Annotated in this window: 18 protein-coding genes and 2 pseudogenes; 13 read left to right on the top strand and 7 right to left on the bottom strand. The window is 69.2% G+C overall.

Going from position 1 to position 17810, the window contains the following annotated elements; genetic code table 11:
- The first annotated feature begins 518 nt into the window (after positions 1–518).
- Together ACWD0J_RS07750 and ACWD0J_RS07745 are read left to right on the top strand one after the other, a co-directional pair.
- Entirely contained in the window at positions 519–2651 is a 2133-nt protein-coding gene (locus ACWD0J_RS07750; protein WP_451494856.1) for a hypothetical protein, read from the top strand.
- Positions 2652–2879: 228 nt separating this feature from the next.
- A pseudogene (locus tag ACWD0J_RS07745) lies at positions 2880–2978 on the top strand (ADP-ribosylglycohydrolase family protein); the annotation flags it as partial.
- Between the two features lie 347 nt (positions 2979–3325).
- On the opposite strand, the gene ACWD0J_RS07740 reads toward ACWD0J_RS07745, so the two are convergent.
- Positions 3326–3889 carry a cysteine hydrolase family protein gene (locus tag ACWD0J_RS07740; protein WP_451494855.1) on the bottom strand — a complete coding sequence of 188 codons (564 nt, stop codon included), beginning with the start codon at positions 3887–3889 and terminating at the stop codon, positions 3326–3328.
- Between the two features lie 658 nt (positions 3890–4547).
- Here ACWD0J_RS07740 and ACWD0J_RS07735 point away from each other — a divergent pair.
- The 6 genes from ACWD0J_RS07735 to ACWD0J_RS07710 all read left to right on the top strand — a co-directional run bounded on the left by ACWD0J_RS07735 (position 4548) and on the right by ACWD0J_RS07710 (position 9817).
- Entirely contained in the window at positions 4548–4967 is a 420-nt protein-coding gene (locus tag ACWD0J_RS07735) for a hypothetical protein (protein WP_451185996.1), read from the top strand.
- 282 nt (positions 4968–5249) lie between these two features.
- Positions 5250–6092: an alpha/beta fold hydrolase gene (locus ACWD0J_RS07730; RefSeq protein ID WP_451494854.1), complete on the top strand. Its 843-nt coding sequence runs from the start codon at positions 5250–5252 to the stop codon at positions 6090–6092.
- 280 nt (positions 6093–6372) lie between these two features.
- Positions 6373–6852 carry a MarR family winged helix-turn-helix transcriptional regulator gene (locus ACWD0J_RS07725; RefSeq protein ID WP_451494853.1) on the top strand — a complete coding sequence of 160 codons (480 nt, stop codon included), beginning with the start codon at positions 6373–6375 and terminating at the stop codon, positions 6850–6852.
- 179 nt (positions 6853–7031) lie between these two features.
- Positions 7032–7940 (top strand): SDR family oxidoreductase, encoded by a 909-nt coding sequence (locus tag ACWD0J_RS07720; protein WP_451494852.1) that lies wholly within the window; start codon positions 7032–7034, stop codon positions 7938–7940.
- Between the two features lie 400 nt (positions 7941–8340).
- Positions 8341–9321, top strand: coding sequence for an alcohol dehydrogenase catalytic domain-containing protein (locus tag ACWD0J_RS07715; RefSeq protein ID WP_451494916.1), 981 nt, complete (start codon positions 8341–8343; stop codon positions 9319–9321).
- 64 nt (positions 9322–9385) lie between these two features.
- Positions 9386–9817 carry a YybH family protein gene (locus ACWD0J_RS07710; protein WP_451494851.1) on the top strand — a complete coding sequence of 144 codons (432 nt, stop codon included), beginning with the start codon at positions 9386–9388 and terminating at the stop codon, positions 9815–9817.
- A gap of 180 nt (positions 9818–9997) precedes the next feature.
- On the opposite strand, the gene ACWD0J_RS07705 is transcribed toward ACWD0J_RS07710, so the two are convergent.
- A complete protein-coding gene (locus ACWD0J_RS07705) occupies positions 9998–10828 on the bottom strand; it encodes a helix-turn-helix domain-containing protein (protein ID WP_451494850.1) in 831 nt (276 codons plus the stop codon).
- Positions 10829–11077: 249 nt separating this feature from the next.
- On the opposite strand from ACWD0J_RS07705, the gene ACWD0J_RS07700 reads away from it, so the two are divergent.
- Complete coding sequence (locus ACWD0J_RS07700; protein WP_451494849.1) at positions 11078–11473, top strand: MmcQ/YjbR family DNA-binding protein; 396 nt, start codon at positions 11078–11080, stop codon at positions 11471–11473.
- 382 nt (positions 11474–11855) lie between these two features.
- Here the strand turns inward: ACWD0J_RS07700 and ACWD0J_RS07695 are convergent, their stop codons facing one another.
- The 4 genes from ACWD0J_RS07695 to ACWD0J_RS07680 all read right to left on the bottom strand — a co-directional run bounded on the left by ACWD0J_RS07695 (position 11856) and on the right by ACWD0J_RS07680 (position 15484).
- A complete protein-coding gene (locus ACWD0J_RS07695) occupies positions 11856–12074 on the bottom strand; it encodes a hypothetical protein (protein ID WP_451494848.1) in 219 nt (72 codons plus the stop codon).
- Between the two features lie 297 nt (positions 12075–12371).
- Positions 12372–13649, bottom strand: a complete 1278-nt coding sequence (locus ACWD0J_RS07690; protein ID WP_451494847.1) for a prolyl oligopeptidase family serine peptidase — start codon at positions 13647–13649, stop codon at positions 12372–12374.
- A gap of 592 nt (positions 13650–14241) precedes the next feature.
- Complete coding sequence (locus ACWD0J_RS07685) at positions 14242–15174, bottom strand: class I SAM-dependent methyltransferase (protein WP_451494846.1); 933 nt, start codon at positions 15172–15174, stop codon at positions 14242–14244.
- A gap of 94 nt (positions 15175–15268) precedes the next feature.
- A complete protein-coding gene (locus tag ACWD0J_RS07680; RefSeq protein ID WP_451494845.1) occupies positions 15269–15484 on the bottom strand; it encodes a hypothetical protein in 216 nt (71 codons plus the stop codon).
- Between ACWD0J_RS07680 and ACWD0J_RS07675 the strand changes: the two genes are divergently transcribed.
- The 4 genes and pseudogenes from ACWD0J_RS07675 to ACWD0J_RS07660 all read left to right on the top strand — a co-directional run bounded on the left by ACWD0J_RS07675 (position 15471) and on the right by ACWD0J_RS07660 (position 17416).
- Positions 15471–15932, top strand: coding sequence for a hypothetical protein (locus ACWD0J_RS07675; protein ID WP_451494844.1), 462 nt, complete (start codon positions 15471–15473; stop codon positions 15930–15932). The genes ACWD0J_RS07680 and ACWD0J_RS07675 overlap by 14 nt on opposite strands.
- Positions 15814–16125, top strand: a pseudogene (locus ACWD0J_RS07670) (ABC transporter permease subunit); the annotation flags it as partial. The gene ACWD0J_RS07675 and the pseudogene ACWD0J_RS07670, both read left to right, overlap by 119 nt.
- A 325-nt stretch (positions 16126–16450) precedes the next feature.
- Complete coding sequence (locus ACWD0J_RS07665) at positions 16451–16576, top strand: ABC transporter ATP-binding protein C-terminal domain-containing protein (RefSeq protein ID WP_451494843.1); 126 nt, start codon at positions 16451–16453, stop codon at positions 16574–16576.
- A gap of 75 nt (positions 16577–16651) precedes the next feature.
- A complete protein-coding gene (locus ACWD0J_RS07660) occupies positions 16652–17416 on the top strand; it encodes an ABC transporter ATP-binding protein (RefSeq protein WP_451494842.1) in 765 nt (254 codons plus the stop codon).
- Here the strand turns inward: ACWD0J_RS07660 and ACWD0J_RS07655 are convergent.
- Positions 17413–17787 (bottom strand): hypothetical protein, encoded by a 375-nt coding sequence (locus ACWD0J_RS07655; protein ID WP_451494841.1) that lies wholly within the window; start codon positions 17785–17787, stop codon positions 17413–17415. The two genes, ACWD0J_RS07660 and ACWD0J_RS07655, sit on opposite strands and share 4 nt — an antisense overlap.
- Positions 17788–17810: the final 23 nt, after the last annotated feature.

The following is a 17810-nucleotide window of genomic DNA, read 5'->3' as shown; positions in this document are numbered from 1 at the left end:
CGCGCTGTCGGTACGCAGCATCACCAGGTCCGCCCGCCTGACCGGCGTGATGGAGCGGATGAGGCGGTCCAGGCCGAGAGCCCATGCACCGCCCGTCGTGGCGTACTCCAGCACGTCGTGGGCGCGTAGCGCGTTGGGTGGCGACCGCATTGCCGGCTTCGTGGGCTCGCAGGTGGGCCAGTCCCGTGTCCGCGTTGAGGGTGGCACGCATGGCGGAGAACATGTCGTCGCTTCACCACACCACGGTGCCCATCGACAGCGAGCTGGGGATGCCGTACTGCCGTCTTCGCCGCAACCAACGGACCGTCACCGCCGAACCGTCCGCACCCCGCCACGCCACGCCACGCAGCGGCCTGACCACACCTCAAAACGTCAACTCAGGCCTCGCCAGACCACATTGGGCATCACCGTCTACATCCAGAGTGAATTCTTCGTGGCCATCAGGTGTACAACCTTTCACCCCTTGCTCCAGTCGAATGGGCGTCGCTGCCGTATGCACTCCAGGGGGAACCGTGCCCATGATGATCCGTTGGCTGTCTGATGCCCTACGGGTGCGCGGGGCGGGCAGCCTTCTGCTCGTCCTCCTGTTCGGCGCGAGCTTCGCCTCGCTGCCCGTCTTGGCGTTGATGCCGTCCCTGTGGGGCTTTGCCGCCGCTTCAGCCATCAGCTATCTCGCGGATGAGGCGCTGCATCACCGGGATCCCGCTTTCGTCCGCCGACTGACGGCGATGCAGCTCGACCGCACTCTGCGGTTCGCCGTCAGGACACTGATGCTGCTCGCCCTGGCCGACAGGATGAGTGCACCGGACACCGTGCTGGCCACCGGACTGGCCGTCTTCAGCGCCCACTTCACGCTGGTGATGCTGTACTCGGCGGTGCACCACGCCATTCGCCGACGGCGGACGCTGCCGACGGCAGTGCGTAATCTTGACATGAGCGCGGCGGGCATCGCGCAGAGCCCGCCCGCCCTCCTCTACCAGCGCTTCCTGCGCAAGCTGCTCCACCTCGACCTGCCCGCCCACGTCGGACTCCTCGCCGCGCTGGCAGCCGGATCTTGGCGCCTGGCGGTCGTCGGCTACGTGCTGACAGCCGCGCTGGCCACGGCGGCGGTGCTGGGGCTGCTCGTGCACTTGCGCAGGGCCCGCCGGATGCCGGAGCCGCAGGACGTGATCGCCGAGGTCAACCGCCAACTGGCCCGGTACCGGCCCGAGGTGGCGCTGTACTTCAGTTTCGCCGCGGTGTCCCGGGACTTCATGTACCAGGTCAACATGTGGGTCGAGACGCTGGAACGCCTTGACCGGCGCCCGGTGATCATTCTTCGTGAGCAAGCCTCGTTCCGGCATCTGAGCCGTACGTCGATTCCCGTGGTCTGCGTGCCCAAGGCCGACGACCTGGCCCAGCTGGACCTGACCGACGTGCGAGTCGTCCTCTACCCCGGCAACGCCGGCAAGAACGTGCACATGCTGCGGATCGCCGAGGCCAAGCACGTCTTCATCGGTCACGGCGACAGCGACAAGCTCGCCAGCAGCAACCGTGTCAGCAAGGTGTACGACGAGATCTGGGTGGCCGGACGGGCCGGCCGCGACCGCTACCAGCGAGTGCGCCACGCCATCAGCGACGAGGCCATCGTCGAGGTGGGCCGTCCTCAGTTGACCCCGATCCGCCTGGACGCCGACCGCACTCCGGGCCCGCTGCCCGTCGTCCTGTACGCACCCACCTGGGAAGGCTGGAGCGACGACGACTGTCACACATCCCTGATCCCCATGGGCGTCACCCTGGTGGAAAAGCTCCTCGCGCAGAACATACGCGTCATCTACAAGCCGCACCCGCTCACCGGCCGGCGTTCAGCCGAGGCGGCCGTCGCGGACCAGGCCATCCGGGAGATGCTGAGCGCGGACAACGAGCGGCGGGGCGCCGAGCGGGCCGAACCCGTGATCGCCGTCGCCGAGCCGCGCCTGAAGGAGATCGAGGCCCGGCTCGACGAAATGGCGGGGCGGCACGGAGGCGACCACGCCCAGCAGACCGGCAACGCGCGTATCCCCGACGGCGACGACGAGGCGGAGTGGCACGCCCTCCACACCGAGTGGCACCGCGTCTTCTGGGACAGCCGCGGCCCCGTTCGACACAACGTGATCTCCGGGCGACTGCCGGCCTTGTACGAGTGCTTCAACCAGGCGGACATCCTCATCAGCGACGTCTCCTCAGTGGTCGCCGACTTCGTGGCCAGCCTGAAGCCGTACGTCCTCACCAACGCCCACGACCTGCCCGACGACGAGTTCCGGGCCGCCTACACCACAGCCGGCGGCGCCTATCTGCTCGACCGTGCCTGCGCCCGGCTGCCGGAGATCCTGCGGTCGGTCCGCGCGCCGCGGTACGACCCGATGGCGCCGCACCGCCGTGTCCTCAAGGAGTACGTCCTGGGCCCGGACCATCCCTCCATGGAACGCTTCAACGCCGCAGTCAATGCGCTGACCGCGCAGGCCACAGCAGAAATGGCCGAGAGCCGCACGGACGCACACCGCGCCATCACGATCCCAGCACCGCGGACCGACTCCGACCACACCGCCATGCCAACGAACAACTCGCCGTTGCCGTCGGGCGACTTGGCCGACTCGACCGAGCTGGTCGATCTGACCGACCCCGCCGGGTGAGCAGGTCCCCCGGCCCTGGGCGTCCGCGCTCGCGCTCGCTCTCGGTCCCAAGAGCAAGTTCCCTGACCAGTTCCCTGCCCGCAGCGCGGCGCCTGCCGGCACGATCGCGGCCGTGCCCACCGGCCTGGTGCCGACGGGCGGCTCCGCGTACGAGCCGCTGCGGCCATAACCGGTCCCTACTCACATGGCCGCGCGAGAAGGCCCGCATGCGGCGACAACGGTCCCTCCCAAGACGCGATACGCGCGGCGATCGTCCTCGGCGGTGACACGGACACCGTCGCCGCGGTGACCGGAGGCCTCGTAGAGGCGTACTACGGCCTGGACGCACAGTGGTGGAACGGGGGGCCGGTTCAGACTCTCCGCGGTGGCGTTGTCCGCACTCGTGCGGTGCGCATGTGGTCTTGGCCGTCGCCGACGGGGAGATCCCAGTTCGGCGTCCGCCCGGCCCGGCTGGCCCGTGCGTCCGCGCCGGCCAGCCATCGGTACCCCAGCCATCCGAGCCCGCAGCACCAAGTCGTGCGGCGCTTTGTGCGCTCGCGACAGTCGACGCACGACCCGTTGCACGTTCTCGTCACAGCTCGGCCGCGCCCGTAACACCACCGTCCAGCACCCGCCCCGAGTACCCGGCCCGCCCCGCCACCAGCACTTATACCCAGGGAATGAGGAATCCAGCGCTAGTGCCGCCCGCTCCCCGCCTCCGACGGCGGCCACAGGTCGCCGCTCTCGCACACCCGCGCCCCCATGTTGCGTTCCATCATGCGCAGGGCGGCGTCCGCGAGGTCCGGGTGGATCCGGGCGACGGCGTCGCGCGGGACGGTGACGTCGAAGTGGCGGATGTGGGCGTCGAGGCAGGAGTAGAGGATGCACTGTTCCGTGACCTGGCCGCACAGGACGAGGTGGTCGATGTCCTGCTGCTGGAGCAGGTACGCCAGAGGGGTCTCGAAGAAGATCGAGTGGCGGGCCTTGACGACAAAGAGCGAGGAGTCATGGGGCTTGAGGGGCTCCACCAGTCTCCTGTGCGGTCCGGACAGGGCTTCCTGGAGGAGTTCGCCGTGGTGCGAGCGCCACTCGCCGAAGTTGTCGTTGACGTAGATCACGGTCACGTCGTTGTCGCGGGCCCGGTCCAGCAGGCCCGCCACCACCGGGACCACCGACTCCGCTGAAGGGATCAGCAGGTCGGCGTCCTTGTGATCGTAGGTGTTGATCATGTCGATGACGATCAGCGCACTCTTGCCCATGATGTTCAGACTCCCACCAGCCGCCGCATACCGCAGGCGGTGGGTTCCCCCAGCGTGGCGAGGCATGCACCGGCCGGGCAGGTGGGTGGGTGTCGGGTGCCCTGCCGCCGCTCCGACCGTCTGCGCTCGGGGCCGGTCAGCCGGAAGCGAGCTTCCCGGGGTCGTCCGCCGGGGTGCCGACGCGGGAGCCGGCGTCAGCCGCAGGGGGCAGGTCTACGGGGAACGTGCCGTCGTCGGACACCGTGCGCCCACGGCCACCAGGCCGGCCGCCTGCGCGTGGACCGCATCCTGGACGAGGCCATCCGCCTCTTCGGCCTCTCTCCCCCGCACCGCCATGACGTACATCCACGCCGCGCACCCACACCGCCCTTGTTCTGCCCACGGTGATGACGCGATTCTGGGCGATCCGCGGCACGGACACCCTGGCGGTCGCCGCGTACGTTTACGCGGTCGGCCACGCACGTGGTCCACGCCCCCCGAAGCGAGCCGAGGTGGCCACCTCCACCCCCGCGTCCATCAATACTTGGCTAGCCACACGATTGCTGCTACGTTATTCATGTGGTCAGCCACACTTTCTCTTGAACTTCCCCCGCAGAACTGAGGAGACCCCATGGGTGTGCCATCAGAGGGGGCCATATCGCCTTGGAGGAACGACCCCATGTCCCACAAGAACTCTCAAGTGAAGCCTCCGATCAATCAACGCGTGCTGACCCTCGGCATCACCTCCGATGCGCTTTCGCCGGACGATTTTCCGCCGGGGGTCGCGACGCTCGAGGAGCTGGTCGCCATGAGGAAGCGCAGCTGGGCTGCGCTCCAGGCCACAGGCATCGACGGCGAGGAGGGCTATGTCAGCCTGGACCCCGACGAGGCCGAGGCCGAGCTGCGCCGGCTGTTCGACGGGCGCTCGTTCGGGGTGGTGCTCATCGGCGGCGGCATCAAGAATGTCCCGGAGTACACCGTCCTGTTCGAACGGATCGTCAACGTGCTCATCGACCTCCAGCCCGGCATCCGGTTGAGCTTCAGCTCGCATCCGACGAACGTGCCCGAGGCGCTGCAACGCTGGCTCAAGAGGTCCTGACAACGTCATCTCACGGAGCTAGGCGTTGGACGTGGCGGTGGGTGATCCCGGGCCGACGGCGCCGGCCACGGCCGGGACCTTGTCCAGCAGCGGCAGCAACCGCATAGCGCCGTTGCGGTTTGCGACGGTCGCCGGTCAGCGACACCACGAGCGGGTGCTCCACCTCTTTCCACTGCCCGTCCCAGCAGTAGGCCCCGCAGGTGCACCACCCCTCCCGCATGTGCCGCCCCGCACAGCGGGAGCTCCCACCGCAGAAATGATCAGCCCGATCAGGAGCCACACATGCTTGAAGGATTCGAAGACCGTTATGCCGACGTGAACGGCACCCGGCTCCACTACGTCATCGGCGGCGAAGGCGAGCCGCTGGTCCTCATGGACGGGTTTCCGCGCACCTGGCACGGCCTCCACAAGATCATGACCCCCTTGGCCAAACGCTTCCGCGTCATCGCCGTGGACTACCGCGGTCAGGGAGAGTCGGACAAGCCCGAGGGCGGCTACGACAAGAAGAACATGGCCAAGGACATCTATGAACTGGTCCGCGGCCTGGGCCACGAGCAGGTGAACATCGCCGGTGGTGACATCGGTGCGATGGTCGCCTACAGCTTCGCCGCCAACCATCCGCAGGCCACCAAGAAGCTCGCCCTGTGGGAAGGCGCACCCTTCTCGCAGATGTTCCAGGACTTCGCCAAGCCGTTCCCCGGGCCCGGTGATCTGAACCTGTGGACATACCCGTTGAGCCAGGTCGAGGGACTGCCCGCCAAGCTTCTCGCGGGGCGGTTCCGACACGTGATCGACTGGTCGGCCGAACACCTCGCGCTCCACCCGGAACGGATCAGCGAGGAGAGCCGGGCCATCTACACCCAGGCCTACGACACACCCGAGGCGCTGACCGCGGGCTTCGGCGTATTCCACACCTTCCACCAGGATGTGGCCGACAACGACTCATATCCCCCACTGGAGATGCCCGCCTTGGCTATCGCCCGTCAGGGCGCCGACTTCATGCGGCCCATGATGGAAGGCAAGGCCAACGACATCCGCTACAGCGGCATCGAGGACAGCGGCCACTTCATCGCGGAGGAGCAGCCGGAGGCCCTGGCAGCCGAACTGGAGAAGTTCTTCGGCTGACTCCCCACCCAGTGAGCGGCTTGAGTCGCACGCTCCCAGAGCCGGCAAGCTCGTCACCAGCGTCACTGCCTGTCCGCTCGACCAGGCGGCCACGGCCCAGCAGGTCAGCGACGCCGGGCACGTGCGGGCAAGCTCCTTCTGACCGCCAGCCCGGACCTCGTCGAACGGCTCCGCGCGCGCCGGTGCGCCGCTGAACACCCCCGATCCGGCGACCTTCTACGGCGGCGGAGCGGCCGGCTGCACCGACTACCACCCCACACACCGCCTGAGGAACCGAACCATGCCCACCCCCGAACCCCGCATCCCCACGACTGCCGGCACAGGACCGATGAGCTACGCGATCTTCCAGCTCGCGCGCGCTCACCGCGCCTCCGCCGCCGCCATGCTCCGTGAGAAGGACCTGCACCTCGGACAGGAACTGCTGCTGATGCAACTCCTCGACCGGGACGGCCAGACCCGGTCCGAGCTGCTCGACAGCGTCGGCCTGGACCAGTCCACCGTCTCCAAGTCCCTGCGCCGCATGCAGGACGCCGGTCTGCTCGTCCGTGAGCCGGCCGAACACGACCGGCGCGTCATGGTCGTCCACCTCGCCGACAAGGGCCGGGCGATGCGCGAGCCCCTGGCGGAGATGTGGCGGGCCCTGGAGGAGACCTCCGCACGGGACCTGTCGGCGCAGCAGGCGGAGTCCTTCGTCCGCACCGCCTACGCCATCGCCGACGCGCTCAACAGCCGCGCGCTACCGCGGGAAGAGTCTGAGTAACTCCCCTCGGCCTGCACCCCGGTCTCGGAAATAGCCCGGTGAGCCGAGCCGGCGGATGTGGCGCGCCGCCCAGCTTGAGCGCCCCGGGCCGACGGCACCCACGTACGCGCCACCCCTGCCCCGCCCAGCCCATCCCCCCCCACCCCCCCACCACTGATCTGATGGAAAGTGAGACCCTCATGACCACCACCTCACCCGTCCTCGTCGTCGGCGCGACCGGCTCCCTCGGCGGCAAGGTCGTCGACGAACTGCTCAAGCGCGGCAAGAACGTCCGCGCCCTGGTCCGGCCGGCCACCGACGCGAGCAGGCTCGAAAAGCGGGGTGTCGAGATCGCCCGCGGCGACATGCTCGACGTCGACTCGCTCGTCGCCGCGATGAACGGCGCCGACGCCGTCATCACCACCGCCGCCGGCTACACCCGCGGTGGCAAGAACGCCAACGACATCGACACCATCGGCAACGCCAACCTCGCCGAGGCCGCCCACCGCACCGGCATCCGGCGGTTCGTCCTGACCAGCATCCTCACCAGCGACCAGACGCCCCACGTCCCGCACTTCTGGCACAAGAAGGTCGCCGAGGACAAGCTCGAACAGCTCGGCGTCCCCTTCGTCGCCCTGCGCCCGGGTGCCTTCCTCGACCAGATCGCAACCATGGCGGGCAACCCGCTCGACAAGGGGCGCCTGATCTGGATGGCCAAGGCCACCGTCCCGCTGACCTTCGTCCGCACCTCCGATCTCGCGGCGTACCTGGCAGCCGCCGTCGACGCCCAGGCTGCCGACGGTGAGCGCATCGACATCGGCTGGGACCGTCCGGTCAGCATGCGCGAGGTGGCCGACCTGATGGGCCGCCGGGCCGGAAAGAAGATCAAGGTGTGGGCCGTCCCCACCGTCGTCGTCCGCGCCGCAGGAGCCGTCGTCGGCCGCTTCAACCCGGTGGTCAAGGACATGGCCGCGATGTTCGGCTGGTTCGAGACCGGACGCTACGTCGCCGACACCCGCCGCCAGGAGCAGCTGTTCGGCCCCGTCCCCACGGCCGAGGACACCCTCCGCCGGTACACCGATGAGCTGGGCACGGCACAGCACCGGTGACAGGCCCCTCGTCCCGTTCTCGCCGTCCGGTGGCCTGACCAGGACGCCTCGGGTCCGTCCCTCCTGGCCGAACCACTCCACAACGGTTCCGGCCGAAGCGAACGGGTGACGGGCCGGGCGCTCAGCGCTTCCCCAGCTGTTCTGTCCCGGGATGAGGGGCCCAGTGAAGCCCTGCGATCGCGGGGGCTTCACCCGGTGTCCCCCATTGACAACCAGATGTCCGCAACCGACTGAGCGATTCGCCGGATGTCGACGGAAGATCGAGAGGTGCTGCGGCGACCACCTCGCCCCGGGGCCGCAGCATGGCGAATGCCGAATGGCGAACCTGCGGGCCGTACACGATGAGCAAGGAACTGGCATGGACAAACGTGCAGCATCCGCAGGCGCCGCCTCTGCGACGATGCGAGCGGTCGTCGTCTCTCAGCCCGGCGGCCTGGATGCCCTTCAGGTCACCACGGTGCCGATGCCCGAGCCGCAGCCCGGATGGGTGCGCATCAAGGTGAAGGCGTTCGGCGTCAACGAGTCCGAGGTCACCACCCGCAAGGGCGAGTCGGACCCGGAGGTCACCTACCCGCGGATCCCCGGCATCGAGGCCGTCGGCGTGGTCGACCAGGCCGACGAGGACAACGGGCTGTGCCCGGGGCAGCAGGTGGCGACCATGATGGGCGGCATGGGCCGGTCCTTCGACGGCTCGTACGCGCAGTACGTGACCGTCCCCGCGGGACAGGTCATCCCGTTCGAGACGGGCCTCCCGTGGGAAGTGGCCGGCGCGCTGCCGGAGATGTTCCAGACCGCCTACGGATCGCTGACCACCGGCCTGGACCTCAAGGCCGGCCAGACGCTGCTGATCCGCGGCGGCACCTCCACGGTGGGGCTGAGCGCGGCCACGATCGCGAAGGACCTCGGAGCCACCGTGCTGTCCACCACCCGCAGCCCGGCGAGGGCCGGGGAACTGCGGGCCGTGGGCGTCGACCATCCTCTGGTCGACGATGGCGCCATCGCCGACCAGGTGCGCGAGCTGATGCCGGACGGCGTCGACGCCGTACTGGAACTGGTGGGCTGCTCGGTCCTCGCCGACACCTTCCGCACCGTCCGCCGACACGGCACCGTCTGCTTCACCGGAGCCCTGGCGGGCCAGTGGACGATCCCCGACTTCACCCCGTTCATGATCCCCAGTGGGGTGCGGCTGACCAGCTACGCGGGCGGGGCCACCGACCTGCCCGCGCAGGTGTTCCAGCAGCAATTGCGAGCCATCTCCACCGGGCGGCTCAAGGCCCCGGTCGCGAAGGTCCACCACGGCCTGGAGCAGGTTCGCGATGCCCAGGCCGATGTCGAGGCCGGCACGACGCCGGGCAAGCACGTGGTGCTGCTCGACGACTGAGAATCACACCCATCCGCGCCGGCCGGAGCCGGCTGGCGGCGGCACGCACGAAACGGAGACTGTCATGGGCGTCAACAAGGAAGAAATCAGCAGGACCATCCTGGAACTGGAGAAGTCCTTCAACGAGCGGTGGAGCGTCGGCGACAACCGCGGCTACCTCGACGCGTTCGCCGACGAGGTCAGCTATGTCGACCCGATCCTCGAGAACATCCTGGTCGGCCGGGACAAGGTCATCGCATGGATCGACTCCATCTACTCCAACCCGCACATCGTGCGCAACGAGTACCTCAACCCGCAGGTTCACGTCAGCGACAGCGGTGACTTCGCTGTCCTGGCGTACAACCTGAACACCTACGTTCTCGACGAGAACGGCAAGGACAAGCAGCTGCGCGCCTGGAACGCCACCCACGGTTACCGCCTCATCGACAACCAGTGGCGCATCGCGCACTCCAACTGGGCGTTCTCCCAGACCGTGACGGAAGAGATCGCTTCCTGACCGGGAGACCCGAAGCAACGCCCCCGGGTACCAGCGTGCTCAGGTAAAAGGTAAAAGGACCGACCGGTGAGCAAGGCCGTCAAGGAGGCCGCCGGCCCGGCCCGGCCCCCTGCTCCGGACGCGATCAAGGCCGTGGCGGCCGTGGCGGCCGTGGGGATGCCCGCTTGTGCCGCGCCCGCCTCACATGCCGGTCCTGGCTTCGCGGGCCGCGAAGGCGGCCGGGGTGAGACCGGTGTGGCCACGGAAGAAGCGGCCGAAGTTCGCGGGATCGGTGAACCCGAGATGGACGGCCACAGTCCGGGCGTCCCAACCGCCCCCTCCCAGCAGGCGCCGGGCTTCGAGCAGCCGCCGCTCGTCGATGACCTCACGCACCCCCTTGCCGGTGGCGTCCCGGGCCGCGCGGCTGAGGGTACGGACCGAACAGCCGAGCAGCCCGGCATAGTCCGCGGCCCGGTGCAGTTCCCGGAAGTGCAGCTCCAGGGCGTCCACGAACCGTGCGTACGTGACCCTGCGGCCCGTGCCGCCCGCCAACGCGCCGGTGGAGGTGACATCCGGGGAATTGGCAAGGCGCAGCAACAGCGATTCGAGCAGGCTGCGCCGCAGGGCGTGGTGGACATCGAGCCGGCGGCGCCCCAGTGCACGGTGCTCGTCCAGGAGCTGGAGCGCCGTCTGGCTCAGCCAGGCCGCGTCATCGGGGTGCGGGCTGAGAACGGCAGGGGCCTCGTGCGCGGTGAGCGGGGCCAGCAGGCGGGCGGCGTCGGACGTCAGCACGCCGGGCTCGAACAGGATGAACGGGCCGCGGGCGGCGCCCGGCGGATGCCAGCACTGCGCGTGCCCGGGACGCACCCACAGCCACTGGCCGCGGGCAACGGTCCGCGTGACGTGGTCGACATCGTGGAGCAGCTCACCCTCGGTGACGAGGATCAGGTAGTGGAAAGTGGCGCGGCCCGGACGGGGCGGATTCCACGGCCAGTCGTCGTGCTCGGCGAAGAAGTCCTCGACGGTGCTCACCTCAAGGCCGTACGGAGTGCCGACCGGGGGCTGGAAACCGTACAGCGGAACCGCGGCCTGAACGGCCTGCCCGCTGCGTCCGACGCGTGGAGACCGCCTGGGCTGTCGCTTGCTGACCATCACATGTCCGCAGTTTACCGTCCGTTGCGCCCGCGTCGCTGGAAAGGATGGGACGTGCCGTCCGCGTCCGTGGCCGACGCCCCAGCCCGCCGCCACCACCACCACCACCACCTGAGAAAGGAAACACCCATGAACGGATCGACCCTGCAGACGTTCGCCGCCCAGTGCGCGGAGGAACTTCCCGGAGCGCAGCTGGAGCATCCCTTCGGCCCGGACTGGGAGGTCTTCAAGGTACGGGGCAAGGTGTTCATGCTGATGACCGAGGTCCCCGGGCGCCCCATCGTGATCCTCAAGGCGGACCCCGATGAGGCCCGCGCGCTCCGGGAACACAACAGCCACATCACCCCCGGCTACCACATGAACAAGAAACACTGGATCACGCTGGAGGGCGGGACAGGCGTCGACAAGAAGCTCGCCAGGGAACTCGTCACCGACTCCTACCTGCTCGTCGTCGCCCACCTGCCCAAGGCCGAGCAACCCGTCGATCCCCACACCTACGGCACCAGCACGCAGGCGGCCCGGTGAGCGCGGCCGGGCCGTCCCAGGATCCGCAGCACCGTGGCTCCGGGGCAGCACCGTCAGCTGCCCGATCGTCTGCATTCCCCACGACCATGCCCAGGCTGACCAGAGCAGCCGTCTGAAGCCCAGCCACTGCGCCGGACCGACCGGGCCGGCACCGAACAGCCAGAGGGCGACGCCTACTTGGGCGACGGATACCGACGATGCCAACGACTGGGCGAGCGGGGGTACACCGCTCGATCACCTCCATGAGCTCCCCGAGCCCTTCACATCCTGGGCTGCCTAGCTGCGACCCGCTTCAGTTGCTCGTCGTGGCATCCGGCCCCGGGTCGGCGGGCTCCGGGGACCGATGCGGAAGCGCACTTCCGCCCGGTCAGGTCAGGTCAGGTCAGGTCAGGTCTAGTCGGGCCGGGCCGGGCCGGGTCGCGTCGGAGAAGTCCACCCGGACGGCGAGTCCGCCGGCGGGATCGGCGGTGGGGGTGATCGCCCCGCCGTGGGCCCTGGCGATGGAGTCGACGATGGACAGGCCCAGGCCCAGGCTCCGCACGAGGAGCCTGACGGTGCGCGAGACGGACGCCGCGCACCGCACCCCGAGGAGCCCGCCCACACCGCGACGAGAGAGCCGGGCCGTCCGGCCCTGACGACGGATCCCTGCGCACCCCGGTCCCGCACCCCCCGCCCTGCATAGAGCCGAAAGACGGCCGGCGGCGCTGCAGTCCCTGCGACGCCTCTGGGACTCCGGACCGGGATCGGACTGTTCACAGCCGTCCCGTCCCGGGGTTACAGCTGCGCGAAGGCAACGTCGACGGCGGAGTGGCGCGTACGCCCGCGCGGGGCGGGAAGGGCGCGTACTCGGTCTTGCCCCGGTACCGTCCGTCGACCGGCGTCGGTGCCGGGCTTGGCGTCAGTGCCGCTGCTGGGCGGCCATCCACTGCCAGATGTGGGTTCCGTCGATGCTGGGGTCGTTGCGGGCGACGTAGATCCACGACCAGTGGCCGTTGAACCGGTAACCGTCCCAGGTGACGTGGTCGTAGAGCGTCATCAGCGAGCCGGGGATGAGGTCGTGCGCATGGACGGTGTTGGCCTGCGGGTCCACGGTGGGGTCGTCCCGGGAGGCAACGAGCCAACTGGGGGTGCTGATCTTGGCCAGCTCGCCGTCGGGGATCAGCGGTGCGCCTCCGGACGGGAAGGACGTGACGACGCCGCAGATCGGCACCGAAGCGGCGAACAAGGCGGGATAGACACTGGTCATCTTCATGCTCATGTAGCCGCCGTTGCTGCAGCCGGCCACGTGGATCCGGTCAGGGTCGATGCGGTTCCTGCGCGTGACGTCGCCGATGATCTCGTGGATGAGGGGCGCGAAGCGGGGGCCGTCCTGCATCCAGGCGGAGGTGCTCTGCGGGACCAGCACGTAGGCGCCGTCGAAGATGCTCTGCGCCTGGTGGGTGGCGAAGCCCAGGGCGCCGCGGTTGGCTCGGAGCGTGGTCTCGTTGTCGTAGTAGTTGTCGGGTAATGAGGCGCCCTCACCCCCACCGTGCAGCCAGACGATCAGCGGGTGCTTGCCCCGCCGGGAGGGACGGGAGCCGGTGGGCGAGTACAGCCGGTACTTCATTCCCGAGCCGGAGATGTGCGAGCTGAACGCGTCGACCTCGGGGTTCGAAGGTCGACGGCCCTGCACGAAGTCGGTGATGGTGATCGAGCGGCGACCACGTGAGACGATCGGGGCGTTCTGAGTGAGGGTGTAGTCGAGGTCGAGCAGCACGTTGCGGCCCCTGCCCGCGATGTAGCCGAGCGTGCTGCCGCCGGTCCGGCCCTCACCGTGGCTCAGGTCGAGCACGGTGTCGCCGCGGTGGTCGAGTCGGACGGCGGTCACCGTGCGGTCGAGGTCGTACTCGCCGAAGATGACGTCACCGTCGGCGATGGGGACAGGACTGGTGGCCTTGGCGTGCACGCTGAAGGTTCCGGTGGTCAGACTGGCCGGGTCGATCGGGCCGAGCCGGGCTGTGCTGAGGGTGATCGACGTGATCTGCTCACCACCGTCGAGCACCCGCCCGTTCAAGGTGAATCTCACGCTGGTGGTTGCGTGGCCGTGGGCGGACGCGGTGGTGCCGGGCAGGGACAGCCCGGCGGCAGTGCCCGCGCCGACAGCGAGAACGGTGCGACGGCTGATCGGTGTTGCCATGCGGACTCCTTTGTGGTGGAGAGGCTTCGTACGGCCTTCTGCCGGCACCCGGTGGGACGCGATGCCGTGGCCGCAGACCCGCCTCAGGGCGCCGACCGGTTCGTCCGTCGCCTTCCCAGGCGGTGATCGGGCGCGTCCCCCCGGGGTTCCGCCGCGTGCTGGGGCAGGACGGCGTTCGCCTGTTCCGGGGCGTGCGGACGGGGTCGGGTGGGCATCGCGTAAGCGGGTGTCAGCCCGCCGAACCTCGGGGGACGACGCCGCGACCGAGGTTGCGGCGGCCACGGTTGCCGGTCTGTTCCGGGCGTGTCGCGAAGGGAGTTCACCGACAGCGTCCTCTCGGTCAGCGTCCGGCCAGGAGTCGGACACGTGAGGAGGCTATGGAGCACCTTTTGGACCGTCAATGACTGAAGCGGCTTCTGGTCCCGAAGTTTCGCGTGGACCAACGATCGAGCTGGTGAAGTGCGGTCGCCATGTCAGCCGCATTTCAAGGAACTGGGACTCGCTGCTTGCGGCGCTTGGAATGCCTCGCGTCAGGCAAGCCACACCGCGGCATCCGTTGCCCAGACCGGACGGGACCGCCGGCACGACGCGCTCATTCCGCCGCGCTGGCGGAAAACAGTGCAGTCCCGTCCGCGGGTTTGTCGAAGACGTACGCCGTGTAGCGCGTGACGCGCTCGATGGCCCGGTGGGCTCGGACGACGGCGATGACCTCGTCCCAGTCCTGTGCGTCGAGAGTTCTCAGGCCCGGCCATCGCAGGCACAGGGCCTGTCGGCCTGTCCGGGTGGACGCGGTGGCGGCGAACAGGGCACAGAGCTGGGCTGCCCGATGGAGGACGGGAGTGGTCCAGTCCAGGATCCGGTGCGTGGTGAAGCCGGCGGCGGAAGCCATCAGCGGGTACCGCTCGTAGGGTTCGATGTCGTCGAAGTGCCAGGTCGCGCGTACCAGACCGTCCGGGTCGAAGGTTTCGATGGGCTGATCCGTGCGGGAGGTGACGTCCACGAGGACGAGCCGGCCTCCTGGGCGGAGCAGCCGGAAGCTTTCACTCAGGAATGACCTACGGCCCTCGTGGCCGAAGTGGAAGGCGGCCTCCAGGCAGTGCACCCGGTCGAAGGAACCGTCGCTCAGCGGCATCTGCGCGGCTTGCCCCGGCAGGGCGGTGGCGTCGGCGACGGCGAACCGCGCGCCGGAACGGCCGCCGAACCGGTGACGCGCCTGGTCGATCTGCGCGGGCTGGATGTCCACCCCCAGCGCCCGGCATCCCGAGGCGCCCAACCGTGCCGTGGTGTCACCGCGACCGCATCCGGCATCCAGGACGAGCTGTCCGGGCCGGGCGTCCAGCAGCGCCAGCGACCGGCGGGCCAGCCGGCGCTGGAAGGGCACCGGCCCGGTCAGGGCCGCGAACGGCAGGGTGGGCGGCGTGAAGTAGCCGATGTTGGCCAGGCTGTCCCAACCGAGGTGGCGCAACACCCGGAAGAGCACACTGTCGTCGTTGTACGCACTCGCGATGTCCCCGCTGTCACCCATCCCGCGTCCTTCGCTTCCCATGGGCACCCATGTGTGGCCCGCTACCCGTGTCGCCGCTCCCGACCCGCACCTACACTGGGCCCATAAGGGCCATTCATGACATACCGGAACCGCCATGCGCTATCAGCGGATGCTCGTACCGGGCCTCGCCCTGGTCCTCGTCATGATGCCCGTGATCTCCGCGCGGGCACAGGGTGAGGACGTCCCGCGCGGCCCCACGTTCGCCGCGCGCGCTCTGCAGGCGCTGATCGACGGTATCCAGTTCGGTCATCGCGATCACATCGGTCGGACTCTCCTTGGTCTTCGGCACCATTCACTTGATCAACTTCGCGCACGGTGAGTTCGTCACGATCGGCGCCACCTTCGCGTTCTTCCTCAACGTCTCCCCCGCCGGTCCGGGCTGGCACCTGATTCCCGCCGCCCTCGCCGCGGTGGTCTTCGGCGCTCTGCTGGGCGGAGCCGTCGATCGCGGCATCTGGCGCCCGCTGCGGGCCCGGGGCACCGGGCTGATCAACATGTTCATCGTCACCATCGGGCTCGCTGGTGCTGCGCCACGTCGTACTCGTGCTGTACGGAACCCGGTCCGCCTCCTACGCCCAGTACGACATCCAGAGCACGATCGGCCTCGGGCCCGCCGGCATCACCCCGCGGGACCTCACGGTCACCCTCCTCGCCGTGCTGGTGCTGCTCGCCATCGCCGCGCTCCTGCAGAGGACGCGGATCGGCACGGCCGTCCGGGCCGTCTCCGCCAACCGTGACCTCGCGGAGGCGTCGGGCATCGATGTGCGGCGGGTGGTGCTGTTCGTGTGGATGCTCGGCGGCGGACTGGCCGCGCTCGGCGGGGTCTTCTTCGGCCTGGTCGAGATCGTCACCTGGGACATGGGCTTCAAACTCCTGCTGCTCATGTTCGCGGGGATCGTCCTGGGCGGTCTCGGCTCCGCCTACGGGGCGATGGCCGGCAGCCTCGTCATCGGCGTCGTCGCCCAGATGTCCACCCTGTGGTTCCCGGTCGACCTGCAGTACGGGTGGGCGCTGCACGCGCTCAGCCCCATCGAGCCGGGCACCTACGGCGTGTGGCTCGTGAGGTTCAGCTCCCGCGACCTCTGGGTGATGATCGCCGGATGGGCGCTGGTGCTCGTGGTCGGATGTCTGCTCGCCCTGCTGATCCACGGTCCGTGGGGCCGTGTCATCCGGTCGATCCGTGAGGACGAGGTCGCCGCGCGCAGCCTCGGCAGGAACGTCTACGCGTACAAGTTCGCGCGCCGACGGTCGTCTGGTGGCCGAGGGCCCGCCGCACACGATCGGCCGGAACGCCGCCGTCGTGGACGCCTACCTGGGCAAGCGGCACGACGAGCCGGAGACGACCGAGGACCAGAGCGGGGAGAAGGGCAAGGAGGAGTAGCGATGTCCGCCGAGGAGCAGGCACCGGTGCTGGCGGCCGACGACATCGTCGCCGGTTACGTCCCCCGGTGTCGACGTGCTGCGCGGATGCAGCGTCGAGGTGCGGCCGGGCGAGGTGATCGGCGTGATCGGCCCCAACGGCGCCGGCAAGTCGACACTGGTCAAGGCCGTCTTCGGGCTGCTGCGGGTGCGCGGCGGAACCGTACGGCTGCGCGGCCAGGACGTGACCGGCCGGCCCGCGCACGAGCTGGTCCGGCGGGGCGTGGGCTACGTACCGCAGCTGCAGAACGTGTTTCCCACGCTGACCGTCGAGGAGAACCTGCGGATGGGGGCCTATCTGCGGCCCAGGGACCACGCGCGGCGGGTCACGGCGGTCGAGGAACTCTTTCCCGTGCTGGCCGACCGCCGCAAGCAGAAGGCCGGTGCGATGTCCGGCGGCGAACGCCAGATGCTCGCGATGGCCCGCGCCCTGATGACGGAGTCCCAGCTGCTGCTGCTCGACGAGCCGTCAGCCGGCCTGTCACCGCTCCACCAGGATCACGTCTTCGACCGGTGCAGGACGATCAACAGCGCGGGCGTCGCCATGCTCATGATTGAGCCCGGAAAGTATGAAATGTGGACCTTTGCGAGTATCGCACTTCTCACCGCGCTCCTGCCCCCGGGGTGGTCGGCCAGGGTGATGCCGACGGTGACGCGTTCGCCGGCCGCCGCGGGGCGCCTCGAAGGCTCCCGCTGCCGACTCCCGCCTGGAGCGATCACGCGGCACTCTCCGCCACCGTGCCGTCGGGGCCGCCCGGACGCCTGGCCGGGCGGCCCCGACGGAGACCGTGGGGGTCTCTAGCAGGTCGGGGAGTCCATGATCCGGATCCTGTTCACCACCCAGTCGTTGTTGTCCATCCAGTTGTTCGGGTACAGGCAGCGCGTCTGGCCGTTCGTGTAGTACAGGAGCGCGCCGTCGTCGTTGCGGGAGTTGAACACCCACTCGGAGTTGTAGCTGCGGGATCCGAGGTTCTGGGGAGCGCTGGTGATGTCCTGGTAGGCCGCGGTCGGCACACCCGCTGCCCAGTCGGCGTCGGTGAGGTAGAAGCAGACGCGCGGCCAGACACACCCGTTGTAGGTGTCGGCCGAGGCGCTGGGAGCCGTGGCCAGGCCGGCGGCGGCGATCGAGGCGGCCGCCGCGCCGATGACGGCGAGCCGTTTGATGAGGGTCACGAGATTCCTCCAGGGAATGCCGG

The organism is Streptomyces sp. NPDC003011, assembly GCF_053591515.1.
Note: the sequence above shows the minus strand (reverse complement) of the source record. Positions and strands in the feature narration are given on the sequence as shown.